Raw genomic sequence first — 17,613 nt, 5'->3', positions numbered from 1 at the left:
TATAATCTTAAAGAGGTAGTGTTATGGATAAAATGGCTCTAATCAAAGAACTTCGTGAAAGAACAGCAGCGGGTATGTCTGATTGTAAAAAAGCTTTAGAAGCTTCAAACTGAGATGTTGAAGAAGCTATTTCATTTTTAAAGAAAAATGGAAAAATTAAAGCAGCTTCAAAGGCAAACAGAGTTTCAGCTGATGGTCTTTTAGTTGAAGCAGGCAATAGCAATAGAGCAGTTTTAGTTGAATTAAACTGTGAAACAGACTTTGTGGCTCATGGTGATGAATTTGTTGCATTAGCAAATACAGTCGCAAAAACCATCGTTGCTAATTATGAATTAGTTAAAGAAAATGGTGCTGAAGCAGCCTTGGCACTTAAAGCTGAAGGATCAGATGAATCAATAGCTGACTTAATTTCATCATACAGTGCTAAATGCGGTGAAAAAATTGAATTAAGACGTTTTGCACTTATTGATGCAGGAACAGGCCAATCTGTTTCTACATTTGTTCACATTAATGGAAAAATTGGCGCAATTTTACTTACAAATGGAGTAAATGCTGAAGCTGCAAGAAATGTAGCAATGCACTTAAGCGCAATGAATCCTGAATATATATTTGCTGATGATATTCCATCATATGTGTTAGAAAGATTTGCTTCTGAATTTAAAGAACCAGCTGGTTTTGAGAATAAACCTGAAAAAATCCAAGAAACCATTAGAAAAGGCTTTGTGGACAAAAAAATATCTGAAGTTACACTTCTTTCACAAAGACTTATTATGGACGAGTCTAAGACTGTTGAACAATATCTAAAAGACAACAAACTTAGCTTAATTAAAGCTATAAGATTTGGATTAGGTGAAGGTATTGAAAAAAAAGAAACAGACTTTGCTGCTGAAGTAGCTGAGCAAATGAATAAGTCAATGTAATAATAAAATTAGTTAAAAAATAGCCACAAAAGGCTATTTTTTTGATACTAATTTTGCTAAAGCATCATCATTATAAAAGTCTTCATAATCTAATTTATATTTATCGGGTACTTCAAAGCCATTTTCGACTGAAACATAATGTTTATCATTAGATTTAGTCATTATTTTTGTATTTGAACTTACAACTATCATAGTGCCATCAGAAAGGACAATAGGAATAATTGCGCAAGCTCCACCACCTGTTCTTTGGCCAATAATTTGCACATTACGACTAGATGGACTTGACTTATCAGCAGCTGTATAAGCTACTAGAGCATTAGCAGCACTAAAACTTAGGTTACTTGTTAATAAGAATCATTTATAATTTTTATCCAAGTATTTATTAGGAATTTCAGCTCTATAAACCGACTCTTCCAAGGTTCTAGTAAGTGTATTAAAAGAATATGAATAAGCTTTTCTGTCTTGTTTGCCTTTAATTAATCCTATTAGTTTATATAAAGCAGCAACATTACCACCACCATTTTGTGAAATATCTAAAATAATATTATTTATTTCTTTTCCAGTCACCATTGATCTTCTTTGAATTACATCAAGAGCATACTTCATCAATTCCAAAGAATCAAATATATAATTTTCTTCAGGATTATTTGTAAGATTTTCTAAAGGAGCCGCACTAAATGAATCTAAAGTAATGACAGCGCTTTTCTTATCAGGCAAAAATCTAACAACAGGAACGTTTCCTTCAACTAATCTAAAACCATTAATTGTTTGGGACACTTTTAATAGGCGTCTAGACTCATAACCGTCATGGTATACTGCTCTTTCTCTCAAAGCAGCTAATTTAGATCTCAATTGGTCTGCATTTAGTCACTTAGAATCAAATTTAGAATTAACTTTATTTTTATATTCATCCAATGAATGTTTAACCAAGCTCTTAATGTAATTATTATCAGTATACTCTAATGGAGTATAGTAATTAAATTGTCTTACGGAAGTATGAAGCTCATTAACTTGTCCGTGCAAGGCTTTAAAATAGCCTTTGTTGTAAATTAAAGGGTCACGATTTAGTATATCTTTTTTAATACTTGGATCTAATCAGCTTTCAAAACCAACTTTGTCGATTTTTTTCTCTTCGGCTAGTCCATAAAAATTATCAAACACAAATCTTAATGACTGGAACGCATCCTGTCTTTGGGCGCTTGTTTCAGGATTTATCTTAAATTTATTAGTTAACTCGCTTAAAGCATTAGGCGAAGTTCTAATTATTGTATTAATGTCAACTCCATAGTACTCTGAACCATTAAAACGTAAATTATAATAATTTTGGCTCAAGAATAAAAGATTAAAGACAAACAAAGGAATGATAGGCTCCTTGTTTACTGCATGAATTTTTCAGTTATATTTGCTAAGGTCAAATTTGATGCCTTGTGGCTTACCATTAATGTAAGTGCTTCTAAAAGATAAAGGAGTTAAGTTATGCATAATACCTATTGATTTTCTGCCACTTAATATTCCAAAAACCCTAGGGTCGCTTATTTCAATCACATTGTTTTCTCAATTAAATTTTAAGGAAGCTCCATTAGCATGATAAATTTGGTAATTTTTATTATGTAAAACATTAAAAGCATTCCCAATTTTAATTAATTTAGTGTTGACAACACCCTCAAGTGCCGAAAGAGCCTGTTTTACAGATACATAAGGAATTCTGTCATTATTAAAATAGTAGGTATCAATACCTTCTTTGCCAATGTGCTCATAATCTTTAACAGCATTAACAAAAGTATGTCTTTCGACAGTGTAATTTTGATTAGTGGTGACAATTGAATTACCAAAGCACTTAGCAGCAATTAAAGGAGCTGTGAGCAATGGCAAAATGCTAATAGATAATTTTTTAATTATTTTTTTTATGATAACTCCTTAACTGCAAAATTTTAATATTTTTCTTTTATTCTTTCGTAATTTTTTTTATTTTTAATATAGTACCAGTGAATTATTTCATCTTCAGAATAATTAAGTAACTTGGCAACTCCTAAAGCAATGGCTAACATCTGAGATATGACATATTTGTTTAAATTGTTTATTGCACTACTTATTGTGCTAAATAATAAACAAATTTGTTTATTTACATTGTCAGATAATATTAATGGTTCAATATCTGGATCAACATTATATTTGTATGCAAAAGAGCCAACAAAGTGAAGCATATCAGCAAACTCTTCTAAAGCCTTTTCGCGATTAATGCTTTTGTTAGCCTTTCAGTATTTAAATGATTGAACTTCATTAGCAAATTCAGCTGTTTCAACTAAAGTTGCTAATAATTTCATTTCATCAAACTCTGCTTGGCTTATTTTACTATTAGAGGCATCTATGTCATTACGACTAATGATTGCCTTGTCTAAATCTTTTTGCATCTCAAATATCTTTTTCAAATTCATAGCTAAAAGTATAAACAATTCCTATATTTATTTAAGTAATAATACTTTTGTAAAAAAAAATATTATATTTGTTAAAGTAAACTACTTATTAGTAAATTTTATACTTTTTAAGCATTATGAGATAAATATAGTCTGCAGAGCATTTTTATAGAATGCAAGGCAAGAGTATAGTAATGATATTAATGAAGTTGCGAATAAACTATAGCTTATTTTAAACAAAAACAAATATAAAAGTCTAAAAGTGTTATCATCTAAAGCAGTTGTTTTATAGGCTTTAAATAAAAACAAAAGAAGCATAAAAGTGGGAATATGCTTCTTTTTAGAACTTGTATTACTAATTAATATTTGTAGTCAATTCCTAATGCCTTTAAGATAGGAACTAAAACAAAGTTAAATGGCTTGTTGAAGTGTGGCAAGAAGTAAACATCAGTAAGAGCAATTTCAGGAAGTGTTAATCCTTTTTGGATAGCTAGAGCTAACATGAAAATCGTTTCAGTGTGAATAGCGTTTCCTCATGAACCAATTTGTGCTCCGACTAGTTTCAATGTCTTTGTGTCATAAACAATCTTACATGCAACTTTTTCAGATGTGCTCATAAATTCAGGACGGTCAAAGTCTTCAAAGTATACACTAGCTACATCTGTAAGACCATTTCTTCTAGCAGCTTCTTCAGTGAAACCTGTACTTGTATAGTGGCAACCAAAAACATTAATAGCGTTTGTTCCGGCAACACCTGGGAATGGTATATTTAATCCTGCAATGTGCAATGCAGCTACAACACCAGTTTTAACAGCGTTTGTTGCTAGAGCAACGTGTGTATGGTTTCCTGTAACACTGTGTTTAATAGCAGATGAATCACCAATTACATAGATGTTTTCATCACCTAAAATTTGTTGGAAATCATTTACCTTAATAGCACCGTTAGGTAGTTTTTCAGCTTCAACCATTTCTGTTCTTGGTCTAAAGCCAACGCTCATTATTACTAAATCAGCAGCATGTTCACCTTTATCTGTTACAACAGATGAAACATCTTTACCATTAACTGATTTAAATTCTTTAACCATTTCACCAAGAGCTAATTTAACACCATCTTTTTTGATATTAGCTTCCATTATATCTGTAAATTCAGGGTCAAAGTAGTTGCCAATAACTCTAGGATTGTTGTCAATTAAAGTAACGTTTTTGCCTTTTTGTCAGAATGCTTCAGTAAGTTCGATTCCAATGTATCCAGCACCAACAACTACAACATTCTTAATTTTGTCATTGTTTGCTAACTCAACTAGGTGTTGTGCGTGTTGGAATAATTTTGAAAGAACAATATTGTTGTATTCAATGCCAGGAATTTTAGGTTCGATTGGTCATGTACCGCCAGCAAATACTAATTTGTCATATGAATTTGTAAATTCTTCGCCAGTTTTTAGGTTTTTAACCACTACTTCTTTCTTGTCTTTGTTAATTTTAATAACTTCATGTTCAGTTTTTAAATCAACACCATATTTGTCTCTAAGAATGTCAGGTGATGAGTAGAATAATCCATCAGGTTGGCTAAATTCACCACCTACTCAAACTGCTATACCACAACCTAAAAATGAAACATTTGTGTTTCTGTCATAAGCTGTAATTTGAACATCCTTATTAACGGTTTTAACTGTTCTGATAAATGAAGTTCCTGCGTGGTTTGCTCCCACTAAAATAATCTTCATATAAGTCCTCCAATTTAATATAGTAGAAAAATTTTAAACTTTATTTAAGGCTAATTTTTAAATATGAAAAAAATAATATGTAAATATGCAAAAAATATAAAATAAAAAGCCTATATATTGCTATATGGCTCCTTATAAATTTCTACCATTGAAATATTTCTGTCAGGAAAAGTTTCTTTTAATTGAGAGTAAATGTCATAGACAAAGGCTTGCTCACTTAAATGACTTATTTCTAATATTGGTGTTTGTAATTCACTATAAGTTAATCAATCACTTCATTTTACATCGCTAGTTATGATTAAGTCATAATCACTTGACACTTTATTAATTTCGTTTATTGAGCCTGAACCAGCAAAAATAACTATATTGTTTATAATTTTGTTGTTTATATCTTCATTTAAAATATTAGTTCTCATTTGAGATAAATTTAATTGTTGTTTAATTGCATTAATAATATTGCTTAATGGCAAATTAACATCTTTAATTGCTACTGGATAATTAGTGTTTTCAAAATGAGATATATTTTCGCTTAAGTCTAATCTTTTAGCAATTTGGTAACTAGTTCCGTACTTATAATTGTCATAATTAGTGTGCAAGCACAAAACATTAATGCGATTTTCATTTAGTGCTTCAAAAATTTTCTTTTTGTATGGAGCGTATTCAAATTCTTCTTCTCAGGTTTCGTAAAACTTAAATGGATGATGAGTAACAATTAAATTTGAATCTGAACTAAGCGCTTTTTCTAAAACTGCAGGGGTTAAATCAAGTGCAACAACAACGCCCCTTATTCTTCTATTAAGTTTAAAATGAAGTGCTCATCCAGCAGGATCTCACTCTTCTTTATTTTCCAAAATATACTTTTTTAAAAGGTAATTACTAATTTTTAATATCAGCATAGCACTATTCCATAAATACTTTTAAATATCTACTTCTTTCTGGACTGCTCTTTAGTTTTCTTAAAATTTTATTTTCAATTTGTCTAATTCTTTCCTTAGAAACATTTCTTTCTAAGGCTAATTCTTCTAATGAGAATACCTTATATTTTTCACCATTATTGTCAAAACCTACACCATATCTTTTGCAAATTAATTCATATTCATCTGCATCAAGAGTGTCTTTTAAAATAGTGTTTAAAGTTTCAACTAATTCTTCATGCGAAGCATATTCAACAGGGTTAACAACACTTTCGTCTTTAACAAAGTCACTAAATGATGAATCATTTTCCTTGCCAATTTGCTTATCTAAAGAAATAGGGTCGATGTTGATCTTTCTAATGTGTCTAACTTTTTCAGCAGTAAAGTCATTGCCATATCTTTGTGCAATTTCTTCATCTGTTGGGTCAACGCCATTTTCTTGTTGTAGCTCACGCTCAATTTTAGTTATTTTATTGATAGTCTCTACCATGTGAACTGGTACACGGACAGTTCTAGATTGATCGGCCACAGCTCTAGTAATTGCTTGACGAATTCATCAAGTTGCATAAGTTGAAAATTTAAATCCTTTATTGACATTGTACTTTTGCACAGCCTTAATAATTCCTGAGTTACCTTCAGAAATTAAGTCAATAAAACTTAAGCCCCTGTTTTTGTACTTCTTAGCATTGTTAATAACCAAACGCAAGTTTCTTTTGATTAATTTATCTCTAGCTCTTTTACCTCTGAAACCACCTTTGTCCATTTCAGTAGCTAATTCAAATTCTTCTTCAGGTTGCAATAATTTACCATACTTACCAATTCAACGCATGTATCATTTAACAATATCATTTGTTTCAGTAAGTTTGTTTTTAAGATCTTCTTTTTTAACTGATAAATTAGCACTAAGATCAATTTCTTCAGCTGAAAAATCTTCTAATTCTAATGTATCTAAATTAAGTTTAGTTTTAGGTTTTCTTCCTCTTTTAGCTTTGGCAGTGACTTGGTCTTTATCGTCTGTTTTATAGACTATTTCGTCATCTTCATCATCCTCGTCATAGCTTGAGTCATGGTAATCATCATCCATAACCATAAACTCATCAGATTCATCTTCATATGAATCATAAGAATTATCACTATAATTTCTAATTAATTTAGAATAATCTGAATCATCTTCTAGCTCTTCAGTTTCATTAGACTTAAGTTGCATTTTACTGCTATAACCATCATCATAGCCCTTTGACTGATCATCCTTATTCATAGACTTCTCAGCATCAACTTCATCCATAATATCATCGCTATTAACAAAAGAAGCATCACCATCGTCAAAGTCATCTGCAAGAATGTTTTCTTCTAAAAGCAATTCTAGCATAATGTCCATATCATCATCAGGAACCTCAACCTTAATTGAATCTAAATATTCATAAACTTCTTCTTGTGTTAAGGTTGCTTTACCTAAATTTTTAAGGTGTGATTTGATTAATTTAACTGTAGCTCTTAACTCACTTTTTTTACTCATTCTGATCCTCATCATCCATTTTTAATTTATTTTGTCTTTGCTTTTCCAAAATTTCTTTAACTATTTTGTTATTGATTTCTAAGCCTGAACTATTAGCCCCTAGATCATTAACAATATAGCTGTTGTACCTTTTTAAATCATCATCTCTAGCTCTTTTGTAAATTTCTGCAAAATCTTTTTCTAATTGAACTATATCTCTAGTACTAAAATGAAACTTGTTTATAAAATGGTCTTTACCTTCTTCACTAAATTTTTGAATTATTTTATTAGCTTCTTCAGGGCTAATTTTTGTATGATTAATTAACTTTTTATAAATTGCCTTTAAATCTTTATCAAATTCTAATGTGTTAGAATTAAGCTCAATTGATTCAAAAGGAAATTTAGAATGGTTTTTATAAAAAAACTCTTGTAAGTTTGGATAGTGAAGCAAAATTAGTAGCATTTTTTCAATTCAATTTTGCTTATATTCCTGTTTTACAGGCTTATAAAGCTTAGGATTGCTAAAATTTGGAACCCTATTATAATTTTGACTATCTACAACATCATCATAGTAAGGCATACTATTGATGTCATAAAATTCATCATAATTGTTTAAATTTATATTATCTTGAGTACTAAAATCATTATTAAAACTGTTGCCTTTGTCAATAATAAAGTTAATATCTCTATTGTATTCTTTTTTTAATTTTTCATTAAAAACAGTTGCAGCATTTTGTGACAGCTTTAATCAAAAAGGATAAAATTCAGATCCGAACTTTTGAAATTGCATCTCATTTACTTCAATAATGTTGTATCCATCGTAAAGACCAAATTTTATTCTTAAGTAGTCATAAATAAAATAAATGTATAAGCTCGCATCATTAATTAAACTTTTGACTGCTTCAGGTCCATGTGTATTTAATAATTCATCGGGGTCTAAATTACTGTTATTTTTGACAACATAAATGTTTGTGTAATTGTTTTGAAGCAAAGTTTTGATTGTCTTAAATGTTGACTCTTGACCAGCATCATCGCCATCTAAGAACAAAATTATTTTTTTAAATTTTTGGAGTTTATAAACATGCTCTTTAGTTAAAGCAGTTCCCATTAGACAAATTGCTTCAGGAATGTTGCATTTATTAAGTGCAATAACATCAAAGAATCCTTCAGTGATTATTATTTGATTAAAGTTTGCACTTTCATAAATGTTATTCAAGTTATATAGAATACTTGACTTTTTAAAATAGTAATTTTCAGAACTATTTATATACTTGGGTTTTGAATCATCTAATGCTCTAGCACTAAAGCCAACTATTTTGTTATATTCATCTCTAATACCAAAAGTTATTCTATTTTTGAAAAATTCTTCTTTAGTATTAAGTGAGACTAATGAAGCATTAATTAAAATGCTTAAATCATTTTCAATTTCAGTTGCAAAAACATCTCTAAAGCGTGCAATTGGTGCATAGCCAATATCATATTTATTGCAGTCATTGTAACTCAAATTACGATTTTTCAAAAAAGCCTTAATTACAGGGTTATCTGTCTTAACTAATTCAGATTTATAAAATGAATTTGCTTTATCTAAAGCTTCATAAACTTTAATGTCTGTTTCGCTTAGTTTACTTTCATTTTGATATTCATTTATGCTAATATCAGGAATAATGAATTCAATTCCAGCTTTGTCTGCTAAATATTTTAATGATTCAGCATAACTTCATTTTTTAAATAGCTTTAAAAATGTCAATGCATTTCCGCCAGTGTTGCAAACAAAACATTTAAAGATTTGTCTACGACTGTCAATGCTCATTGAAGGATTTGTATCATTATGAAAAGGGCAAAGAGCAACATATGATTGACCCTTTTTTCTTAGCTCTATAAAGTCTCTTAGGACATCAACAATGTCATTTGCAGAAATAATATTGTTAGCAATTTCGTTTGGAACTCTTGACATTGTATTTAAATATCCTTTCGCTGTAATTTTACAAATTTGGCTTATTTAAAGTCATTTTTGGCTAGATTATATAACTCAGATATGCTAATTCTTTCTTGTAGCATACTATCTCTATTTCTAATTGTTATACATTCATCATTTAGTGAATCATAATCAACTGTTATGCAGTATGGCGTGCCAATTGAATCTTGGCGTCTGTATCTTTTACCAATAGAGCCAGCATCATCATATGTAATTGCAATATTAAGTTTTAGCAATTCTTTGTAAATCTCTTCAGCCTTATCATTTAGTTTTTTAACTAAAGGCAAAATTGCAAATTTATATGGAGCAACAGATTTAGGCATTCTTAAAACAATTCTGCTGTCATTTTCTGATATTGCTTCTTCATCATATGAATCAATTAATAAAGCAAGCATAAGTCTATCTAGACCTATTGATGGCTCAATTACAAATGGAATTAATTTTGAATTAGTTACTGGATCAAAATATTCTAAACTTTCTCCAGTGGCCTGCATATGAGCTTTCAGGTCAAAATCTGTTCTATTAGCAACACCCAATAATTCTCCTCATCCAAAAGGGAATAAATATTCAATGTCACTAGTTGCAGAAGAATAATGACTTAATTCATCTTGTTCATGAGCTCTGATCCGAACATTTTCATCTTTAATTCCAAGTAATGTAGCAAAGTCTTTTGCTTTATACAGGTATTTATTAAATAAGAAATCCGAGTCCTTTGGATCATGGAACACCTCTAATTCCATTTGTTCAAATTCTCTAGTTCTGAAAATAAAGTTTCCTGGAGTAACTTCATTCCTAAAACTTTTACCAACTTGACCTATGCCTATTGGCAATTTGGCTCTAGTACTTCTTAGAACATTTTTAAAATTAACAAAAATACCTTGAGCAGTTTCTGGTCTTAAATAAATTAAGTTTTTCTCGCCTTCAATAATGCCCTGTTTAGTTTCAAACATTAAGTTAAATTTACGAATTTCGCTTCAAGTACACTTTGATCCATCATATTCACTTACATTTTTCGATAAATAGTCATGCATTTGTTCAAAAGTCATAGACTCAGGCACTAATGATGGATCAATTTCTTGGATAATTTTATCAGCCCTATATCTTTTGCCATTAACTTTGTTTTCAATCAAGGGGTCATTAAAATTAGAAACATGTCCCGAAGTTACTCAAACTTTGGGATTCATCAAGATTTTTGAATCGATCAAAAAGTTATTATGTTCGCTATATATAAATTCTTTCTTTCACAAATCTTTTATGTTTTCTTTTAAAAGTGATCCTAGCGGTCCATAGTCTCAAGTATTTGAAAGACCACCATAAATTTCACTACCTTGAAAAACAAAGCCTGTTGCTTTGAGATGATTAATAATGTTGCTCATATTTTTGTCTTTGTTATTCATGTTTTGTTAATATCCTATATGCAAATTAAGTATTATATATAATACTTATTTATTTTATAAAAAAAATACAAAAAACAACAATTACTAAAATTATTGTTTATTTGCTAGTGTTTATAAACTCTTGAAGAATTTAATGTCTGTTGTAAGGTGAACAATACCTAAAATTGAAACTGTCACAAGGGCAATTATTAGTAATACTAATAATGTAACAGCCACATAGAACAATATGTTTTTCTTAGCAACTGTACCTTTTTCTTTTGCTTCTTCTTTTGCTACTGCTGGCATTTGTTCTTCAGCAGGCAATGTGTAATCTTCGATAGCAACATTTGAAGCAACACGATCTTCATAGAAGTATGGTTGATTTTCAACAGGTTTAATGGTTTCTACTTCTTCTACTTCAACTGGTTTTTCTTCAACCACAACTGGAATTACTGAAGCTTCTTTAACTTCTTCTTCAGCAGCAGCAACCGGTGCTTCCACTTTTTCTACTGCTGGCTCTTCTTTAACTAAGTTGTAGATAATAATGGTTGCTTCTTTAACTTCAGTAGACTCAGATACTTCAGGCACAACTTCAGTCTTTTCATCAGCAACAGTAACAGGCTCAGGCTCAGCAATTGGTTCAGGTTTAGCTAATTCATAGTAAATAAGTGTTGGCTTTTTAGTTTCTTCTTTTATCTCTACTTTTTCAGACAATTGAACAGTTTTGGTTTCAACAACATCTTCTTTAGCTTCATCTAATTCAATTTCACTAGTTTGTTCCAAACCAGGCTGGAATGTTACAATCTTGTTGTTATCTCCGGCATCAATCAATGTAACTAAGTATTTTGAACGTTCAACTAAATATGGAATTGAATATGTATATTCATCCTCAGGCACGAAACCAACATGCATAAATTCAACTAAAACAAATGATAATTCTCAGCTAACTGAAATTAATTTGCCTTCCGAACCTTTATAAAATGCTCTATTAGCAAATGAATCATCCAAATCATCGATAGGCTCTAACTTAGATAAAAGTTCAATTGAGATTGTCTTGAATTCATCATATAAGATTGAGATTAATCTTAATCCTTTATCACTCATCCTAGATTTTTTGTAAACAATAGAGCTTTCAAAGTCACTAAAGTTTTTCTTAATTCTATTAAAATCATCTCAGCTTATTTTTTTATTATCTAAGCTTTCAATAGCCTTTTTAATCTTGTCATTATAAAGAGCAGTAGCACCAAAAATGTCTGACCCTTTAAGCTCAATAAATTGAACATATTTGACTTCTTGACGCGAAAGAGTATTTTGTTTTAATAAATTAATTTTGTTTGAGATCTCTTTTAGTTCTAACTCTTTTTTTGCTAATTCTTCTCTAGATTGCTTTAGTTCTTCTGAAATATGTTCATCATTAGAATTAATTTGCTCTTGCAATGAAAGAATTTTAGTTTCATATTGAACTTTTATGTGTTCAATATCAACAACATCTTTACGTTTTCTTTTTGAAATTTCTAAGTTCAGTGGGAAGTATGTAGCAGGATCTGAAATTAAAATGTAGTCTCTGCCCTCAACTAATTTTTTACCTTTTTTAATTTCGGCATCTCTATCACGTTTGTAATTGTAAGGATTAATTCCTAATTCATGACAAACACCATCATATGTTGCATCACCATCAAAGTCTTTAGTTTTAATGTAGTAGTATCACTCGCCATCTTCATAATCGATAGTTAATTGACCTGCAAAAATTTTTTGGTTATCTTGGAATCAAACTGCTGTTTCATAATCTAAGAGCATATACCAATTCAAAGCTTCTTCACGTGTTTTAAACTTTGCTAGGCCTTTTTTAACCTTAGGGTGCTTTAATAATCAAGGGAAATTATTATCTTGTTTAATTTCATAGGTACAATTAAGTCTTTTCATAATGTTGTTGCTCCTCGATTTAATCATTAACTAAGTAAAATATTTATATGTTTTCTCTTATTATAACAAAATGACGATTTTTTTAACATATTAGGGAATATATTTTCATCTTTTAAGGCTGTTTTAAAGATACTGAGAAAAAATCAAGAGCAATAAAAGTAATGGTTAATTCAACTTTTACTGCTACATTTAGTCAAAATATGAGTTTTTAAACAAATACACCTATAAAACAGGCATAAACAACAAATTTTGACATAAAATCGAGATGCCACATTTTTGTCATTTACATAATAAACTAAATTTTATATTAAAATATTTATATACAGGGTGCCTGAATTATTAATCTATAATGGCTGAGAATATACCTATAAGCTGATCTAGATAATGCTAGCGTAGCGACCAATCGAATGTATATTCGAGAAATCTCCCTGTATTAAAGGAGATTTTTATATGAAAAAAATGAACTTAATAGCTATGGCAGGTGGGCTTTCATTTTTAGCTGCCTCACCACTATTGGCTATTTCTTGTGGCAATACTTCACCTTATCAAAATACAGTTGTTGATGAGAAAAAAGAAGATATTGCTAAAAGTTGAGATAAAGAAATATCAATTACTAATGGATGAATTAATAACGGTTTTTTAAAAACCAAGTTAGAAACTGATTTCTTAGATTTATTAGGCAAAAGATTTAATGATTTAAAGAATAAAGATTCTAAAACCAAAGACTTACCAGATGTTAAGTTTGTTATAAAAACTGATCGTGGTGGTAAATACTTCACAAAACTAACATCAGACAACAAGGAAAATGACCTTTACATTTCAAACTACACTCAGTACATTAATGAGCTATGAAAAGATGGCAAGTTTAATGAAAAATTTGCTCCTAAATTAGTTTCACAAGCAAGTACATTAAAATTCACATGAAGTTCAGATGATAATGATCTATATTCTGATGGTTCTTCTAAAGACAAATTACGACTTCACGCGGATAAGAACAACATAAAATGAACCAAAGTGCTAGGTAAAGAATATCCAGAATGACATGAAATTACTGGCGAAGGTAAGAAGCTTCATTTCGATGGTTCAAAATACACCAACTTCTATGAGAAAAAAGATGTTACATACATTTACCATGGTGCAGTTTATATTTCTGGTAATAAAGCAACTAGAGATGCTATAGTTAAAGCTTGAAATGAAAAGAAATGAGATGATTTCTATAAACACGGAATAAGCTTTGAGGAAACAAACAGTGCTGGAAAATACAAATACCAAGTTGCACTTTTTGCTCGTCACTTTGGCAAAACAGTTCAAGAAATTAATAAATTCTTAGCTGAAAACGATGAATATGTTGTTAGAGGTAAAAGCGCTAAAGATTCTTTAGGTAAAGAAACCGAGGACAAGACAGGTAAGAAAAAGTTAACACCACACATTAGTTTTGATGATGAAGGCGCATACAACTGAACTTTATCTAAAAAAACTTCAACTAAATATAGACCATCTAAATTTAATGAAGGCAAGTCATATGATGATGCAGAAAATGATGTTGTTAGAGTTCTTACACTAACAAACCCTGCACCATATGATATGGTATTAGCTAGAGTTGGGCTATCCAACACTCAAGTTAACTTAATTTCTAAAGCATTACAATCATTGTCATTAACAGAAAACACATATGGTATTTACACTGGTTACAATAAATTCCAACCATTAAACAAGGAATTATTAGAAATATTAACTAAGTTCCAAGTTCGTGCGGAATCAAAACAAGACTTTGAAGGCTTAAAGGTTGTTTCGCCTAAAGCATAATAATGTCTAAAGTTATTGAATTAAAAGGAATTTACGCTAAGTATAATAAGAAAAGCGATTTCATACTAGAGAATTTAAATTTAGATGTTAATGAAGGTGAATTTATAGCCATTATAGGGCCTAGTGGTGTAGGAAAAAGTACACTATTTAAGGTCTTAGTTAATGCAATAAATGTTTCAAAAGGCGAGATAAAGATTTTTGGCCAAAACATCTATAAAACAAGTGTAAAAGATAACAAATTAACAGACAATAAGCTTACAAAGACGCACAAAAAATTAGATAATAAAAGTAGTTATGATTCTAACCTTGCTCCTGATAATCATTTTTCTGAATCTGTGGATGATGAGAATAAAAATCCAAATAGCAAAACTAAAAAATGTATTTTTAATAGCAAAAAGCTATTTCTTAAAAGACAAAAAAAGAAGATTATGTCTCGAATTGGATTTTTAACACAAAAGCCCAATTTAATTAATACTGAAAATGTTTATAACAACATTATTAGGTCAATTTCACAATATGAAAATTGATTTTATAAACTGTTCAGCATAATTACTAAAAAACAGAAAATTAATATTTTCTCAAAATTAGATGAATTAGGAATTTTAGATAAAGCTTTCTATAAGGTTAGCGACCTTAGCGGCGGTCAGCAGCAAAGAGTCGAAATAGCTAAACTATTAGTCAAAAATGTTGACTTAATTTTAGCTGATGAGCCAACTTCAAACTTAGATCGTCAGAATAGTTTAGAAGTTTTAGCAATACTAAGAGAAATCTCTAAACAAGGCAAAACTATAATTGTCAATATTCATGACCTAGGTTTAGTTAAAAAAAATTTTGACAGAGTTATAGCTATTAAAAACAAAACTATTGTATTTGATAAATTAACTAAAGATGTTGAGCAATGTGAGTTAAATCAAATAATTGAAACAAAGACTTAGTCAAAGAATCGACATTTTTTAGATTTCGTTATATAAATAAAAAATCAAATACAGCAACAAGTTGAAAGACACATCCAGTTTACTTTCATCTCTTGTTTATAGCCTTCATAGCAGTTTGTCTATATTCAATATATGCTTTATCAGGAAATATAAAAATTTCTAATTTTAATGATGTAGCCAAAAAATTAAAACTCTTGTTTTCTTTTGGAAATAAATATACTGAAAGAACAGGCAGATTTGACGGTAATTATGAAAACCTATTTATAGAGACAATGAAAGTGTTGTGAGTGACTATCAAGTTAGCACTCACAGGAACTTTTATTGGATTCGTTCTCTCTTTGGTTACTGCGTACTTCTCTTTTGCTACACCAACTAATAAATATAGTGCTTTTTTAGTGTTTGCCATAATGCTAATTTTGCGTTCTATACCTGAATTAGTTTTTATTCAGCTTTTCATTCTTAGCATTCAGAATGAACTAAGCTTATTGTTAGTTTATATATGATTCACATGACTATGGTTGCATAAGTATTATGAAGAATTATTAGTTTCTGTTGACCTAGAAGCTTATAAAATTTCTCTAATGCAAGGTAATTCAAAAACAAAGGCTTTTTTCAAGGAAATTTATCCAAGAGTTAAAAACAGAATAATTGCATTGTTTATCTTTTCATTTGAATCCAATATGAGATGAGCATCTATTTTAGGTGCCCTTACATTACCAGGTATTGGTAAGTTAATTTATTATGCATCAAAGCAAATTACATATTTCAATGAGCTAGGTATTCCGCTTTTAGTGCTAATGGTGTTTGTTTTGCTTTTAGAAGTGCTTAATTATATTTTTAAGCGGTATTTATTCGAAGCAAAAACAAAAGTCATTTTGCCTAAAAAAGATGAAACCAAGGCTTCTTATTACAACAGACTTTCAAAAAAAGCAAATGTTAGAAGAATAATAATTATTCTAATATTCGTACTTTTTGCGACTGTTTCAATTGTTACATTTGCCACAACTAGCATCAAAATTCATAATTTGGATGCCACTAAAGAGTTTTTTAAACACGTATTTAATCCTGATTTTTCTCACTTTAGTTTTAAAAGTACTGACGTTCATCATAATCCAATATTACTTATTTGAAATTCATTACAATTTTCTTTCGCTTCCCTATTCATTTGTATTGTTCTGACTATTATTTCAATTAGACTTCAGTCTTTAAATCTAAACAGGTTATATGTTGCTGCAACAGCACGTTCATTAAATGTTTTAGTAAGATTAATTCCAACTACAGTATTGTTTTATACATTCTTTAATATTTTTCCTAGTCCTATAACATTATTAATGCTAGTTGTTAGTATCCATCAAATGTGTTCACAGTCTAAACAGCTCACGGAAGTTGTTGATAATCTAGACATCGAAATAATAAATAATATGCGAATGCAAGGTTATACCAACAATCAAATTTTTCTTAAATATGTCCTTCCAGCAATAAAAGTAGATTTTATATCAATGACCATTTTCTACTTTGAATTAATATTTAGAAATTCAATCACTTATTATGTTTTAGCCAACCAAGAATTACACATTGGAAGAAATATAAATAAATATCTAGACACAAGAAGCTACCAACCTGGAATTGCACTTTCTTATGTATGATTAAGTTGCTTCTCAATACTTTTAATCAATATAATAGGCAGATTAATTGTTAGAAGAGTCAAAAGATAAAGAGACAGAGAAATTTGTCTCTTTTTAATTTCTTAGAAATAAAAATCAGTGCATTAGCAGCACTAATTTTTCTTTATGTCTATTTTATAGCATTATTGGGAGAAAGTTATTTTGCTTTTGCTTTATTTTTATTGTTTATGCTAGCTCTAACTTCACCAGTTGTTCTATGAATTAAAACTGAGCCACTATTTCTTTTTGATAATTCATTAGCATAGTCAATAGCTTCTTTTTGAGTGTTAAAAATTTTAGTGGCACGAAGGGCGCCTGAACCTTTGACTTGTCAAACATCACCCTTAGGTGTAACGTGTCAAACAGTTACTTTTTTATCATGCTTTTTGTCTAAAGCGCTCATATGTCTCCTTTATATATGCTATTAAATTATATTTCATTTTAAGCCTAAAATATAAGGATAAACA

General features: G+C 29.7%; 13 protein-coding genes. 4 read left to right on the top strand and 9 right to left on the bottom strand.

Going from position 1 to position 17,613, the window contains the following annotated elements; translation table 4 throughout:
* Positions 1–23: 23 nt before the first annotated feature.
* Positions 24–920: a translation elongation factor Ts gene (gene tsf / locus MBOVPG45_RS02765; protein WP_013455986.1), complete on the top strand. Its 897-nt coding sequence runs from the start codon at positions 24–26 to the stop codon at positions 918–920.
* A 33-nt stretch (positions 921–953) separates the two neighbouring features.
* On the opposite strand, the gene MBOVPG45_RS02760 is transcribed toward tsf, so the two are convergent.
* From MBOVPG45_RS02760 to MBOVPG45_RS02725, 8 genes are all read right to left on the bottom strand, one after another.
* Complete coding sequence (locus tag MBOVPG45_RS02760; protein ID WP_235856111.1) at positions 954–2,792, bottom strand: S41 family peptidase; 1,839 nt, start codon at positions 2,790–2,792, stop codon at positions 954–956.
* 59 nt (positions 2,793–2,851) lie between these two features.
* Positions 2,852–3,355 (bottom strand): dUTP diphosphatase, encoded by a 504-nt coding sequence (locus tag MBOVPG45_RS02755; protein WP_013456509.1) that lies wholly within the window; start codon positions 3,353–3,355, stop codon positions 2,852–2,854.
* A gap of 338 nt (positions 3,356–3,693) precedes the next feature.
* Complete coding sequence (locus tag MBOVPG45_RS02750; protein WP_013456117.1) at positions 3,694–5,058, bottom strand: FAD-dependent oxidoreductase; 1,365 nt, start codon at positions 5,056–5,058, stop codon at positions 3,694–3,696.
* A gap of 110 nt (positions 5,059–5,168) precedes the next feature.
* Positions 5,169–5,954 (bottom strand): Nif3-like dinuclear metal center hexameric protein, encoded by a 786-nt coding sequence (locus MBOVPG45_RS02745; RefSeq protein WP_013456324.1) that lies wholly within the window; start codon positions 5,952–5,954, stop codon positions 5,169–5,171.
* A gap of 4 nt (positions 5,955–5,958) precedes the next feature.
* On the bottom strand, positions 5,959–7,488 hold the full coding sequence (locus MBOVPG45_RS02740; RefSeq protein ID WP_013456620.1) for an RNA polymerase sigma factor: 1,530 nt from the start codon (positions 7,486–7,488) through the stop codon (positions 5,959–5,961).
* Entirely contained in the window at positions 7,481–9,421 is a 1,941-nt protein-coding gene (dnaG, locus tag MBOVPG45_RS02735; protein WP_013456614.1) for a DNA primase, read from the bottom strand. Before dnaG ends, MBOVPG45_RS02740 begins: the two co-directional genes overlap by 8 nt.
* Before the next feature lie 41 nt (positions 9,422–9,462).
* Positions 9,463–10,839, bottom strand: coding sequence for a glycine--tRNA ligase (locus MBOVPG45_RS02730; RefSeq protein ID WP_013456500.1), 1,377 nt, complete (start codon positions 10,837–10,839; stop codon positions 9,463–9,465).
* A 111-nt stretch (positions 10,840–10,950) separates the two neighbouring features.
* On the bottom strand, positions 10,951–12,741 hold the full coding sequence (locus MBOVPG45_RS02725; RefSeq protein WP_013456056.1) for an MAG3090 family protein: 1,791 nt from the start codon (positions 12,739–12,741) through the stop codon (positions 10,951–10,953).
* Positions 12,742–13,191: 450 nt separating this feature from the next.
* On the opposite strand from MBOVPG45_RS02725, the gene cypl reads away from it, so the two are divergent.
* The 3 genes from cypl to MBOVPG45_RS02710 are packed head-to-tail and all read left to right on the top strand — an operon-like array spanning position 13,192 to position 17,197.
* A complete protein-coding gene (gene cypl / locus MBOVPG45_RS02720) occupies positions 13,192–14,547 on the top strand; it encodes an ABC transporter thiamine pyrophosphate-binding lipoprotein p37/Cypl (protein WP_013455933.1) in 1,356 nt (451 codons plus the stop codon).
* 2 nt (positions 14,548–14,549) lie between these two features.
* Entirely contained in the window at positions 14,550–15,482 is a 933-nt protein-coding gene (locus tag MBOVPG45_RS02715) for an ATP-binding cassette domain-containing protein (protein WP_013456298.1), read from the top strand.
* Positions 15,446–17,197 (top strand): ABC transporter permease subunit, encoded by a 1,752-nt coding sequence (locus tag MBOVPG45_RS02710; RefSeq protein WP_013456124.1) that lies wholly within the window; start codon positions 15,446–15,448, stop codon positions 17,195–17,197. The genes MBOVPG45_RS02715 and MBOVPG45_RS02710 overlap by 37 nt, the downstream gene beginning before the upstream one ends.
* A 106-nt stretch (positions 17,198–17,303) precedes the next feature.
* Here the strand turns inward: MBOVPG45_RS02710 and MBOVPG45_RS02705 are convergent, their stop codons facing one another.
* On the bottom strand, positions 17,304–17,549 hold the full coding sequence (locus MBOVPG45_RS02705; RefSeq protein WP_013456114.1) for a DUF2188 domain-containing protein: 246 nt from the start codon (positions 17,547–17,549) through the stop codon (positions 17,304–17,306).
* Positions 17,550–17,613: the final 64 nt, after the last annotated feature.

The organism is Mycoplasmopsis bovis PG45 (assembly GCF_000183385.1).
GTDB classification, from domain to species: Bacteria; Bacillota_I; Bacilli_A; order Mycoplasmatales; family Metamycoplasmataceae; genus Mycoplasmopsis; species Mycoplasmopsis bovis.
The sequence above is the reverse complement of the archived record's forward strand: the minus strand, read 5'-3'. Positions and strand labels throughout refer to the sequence as shown.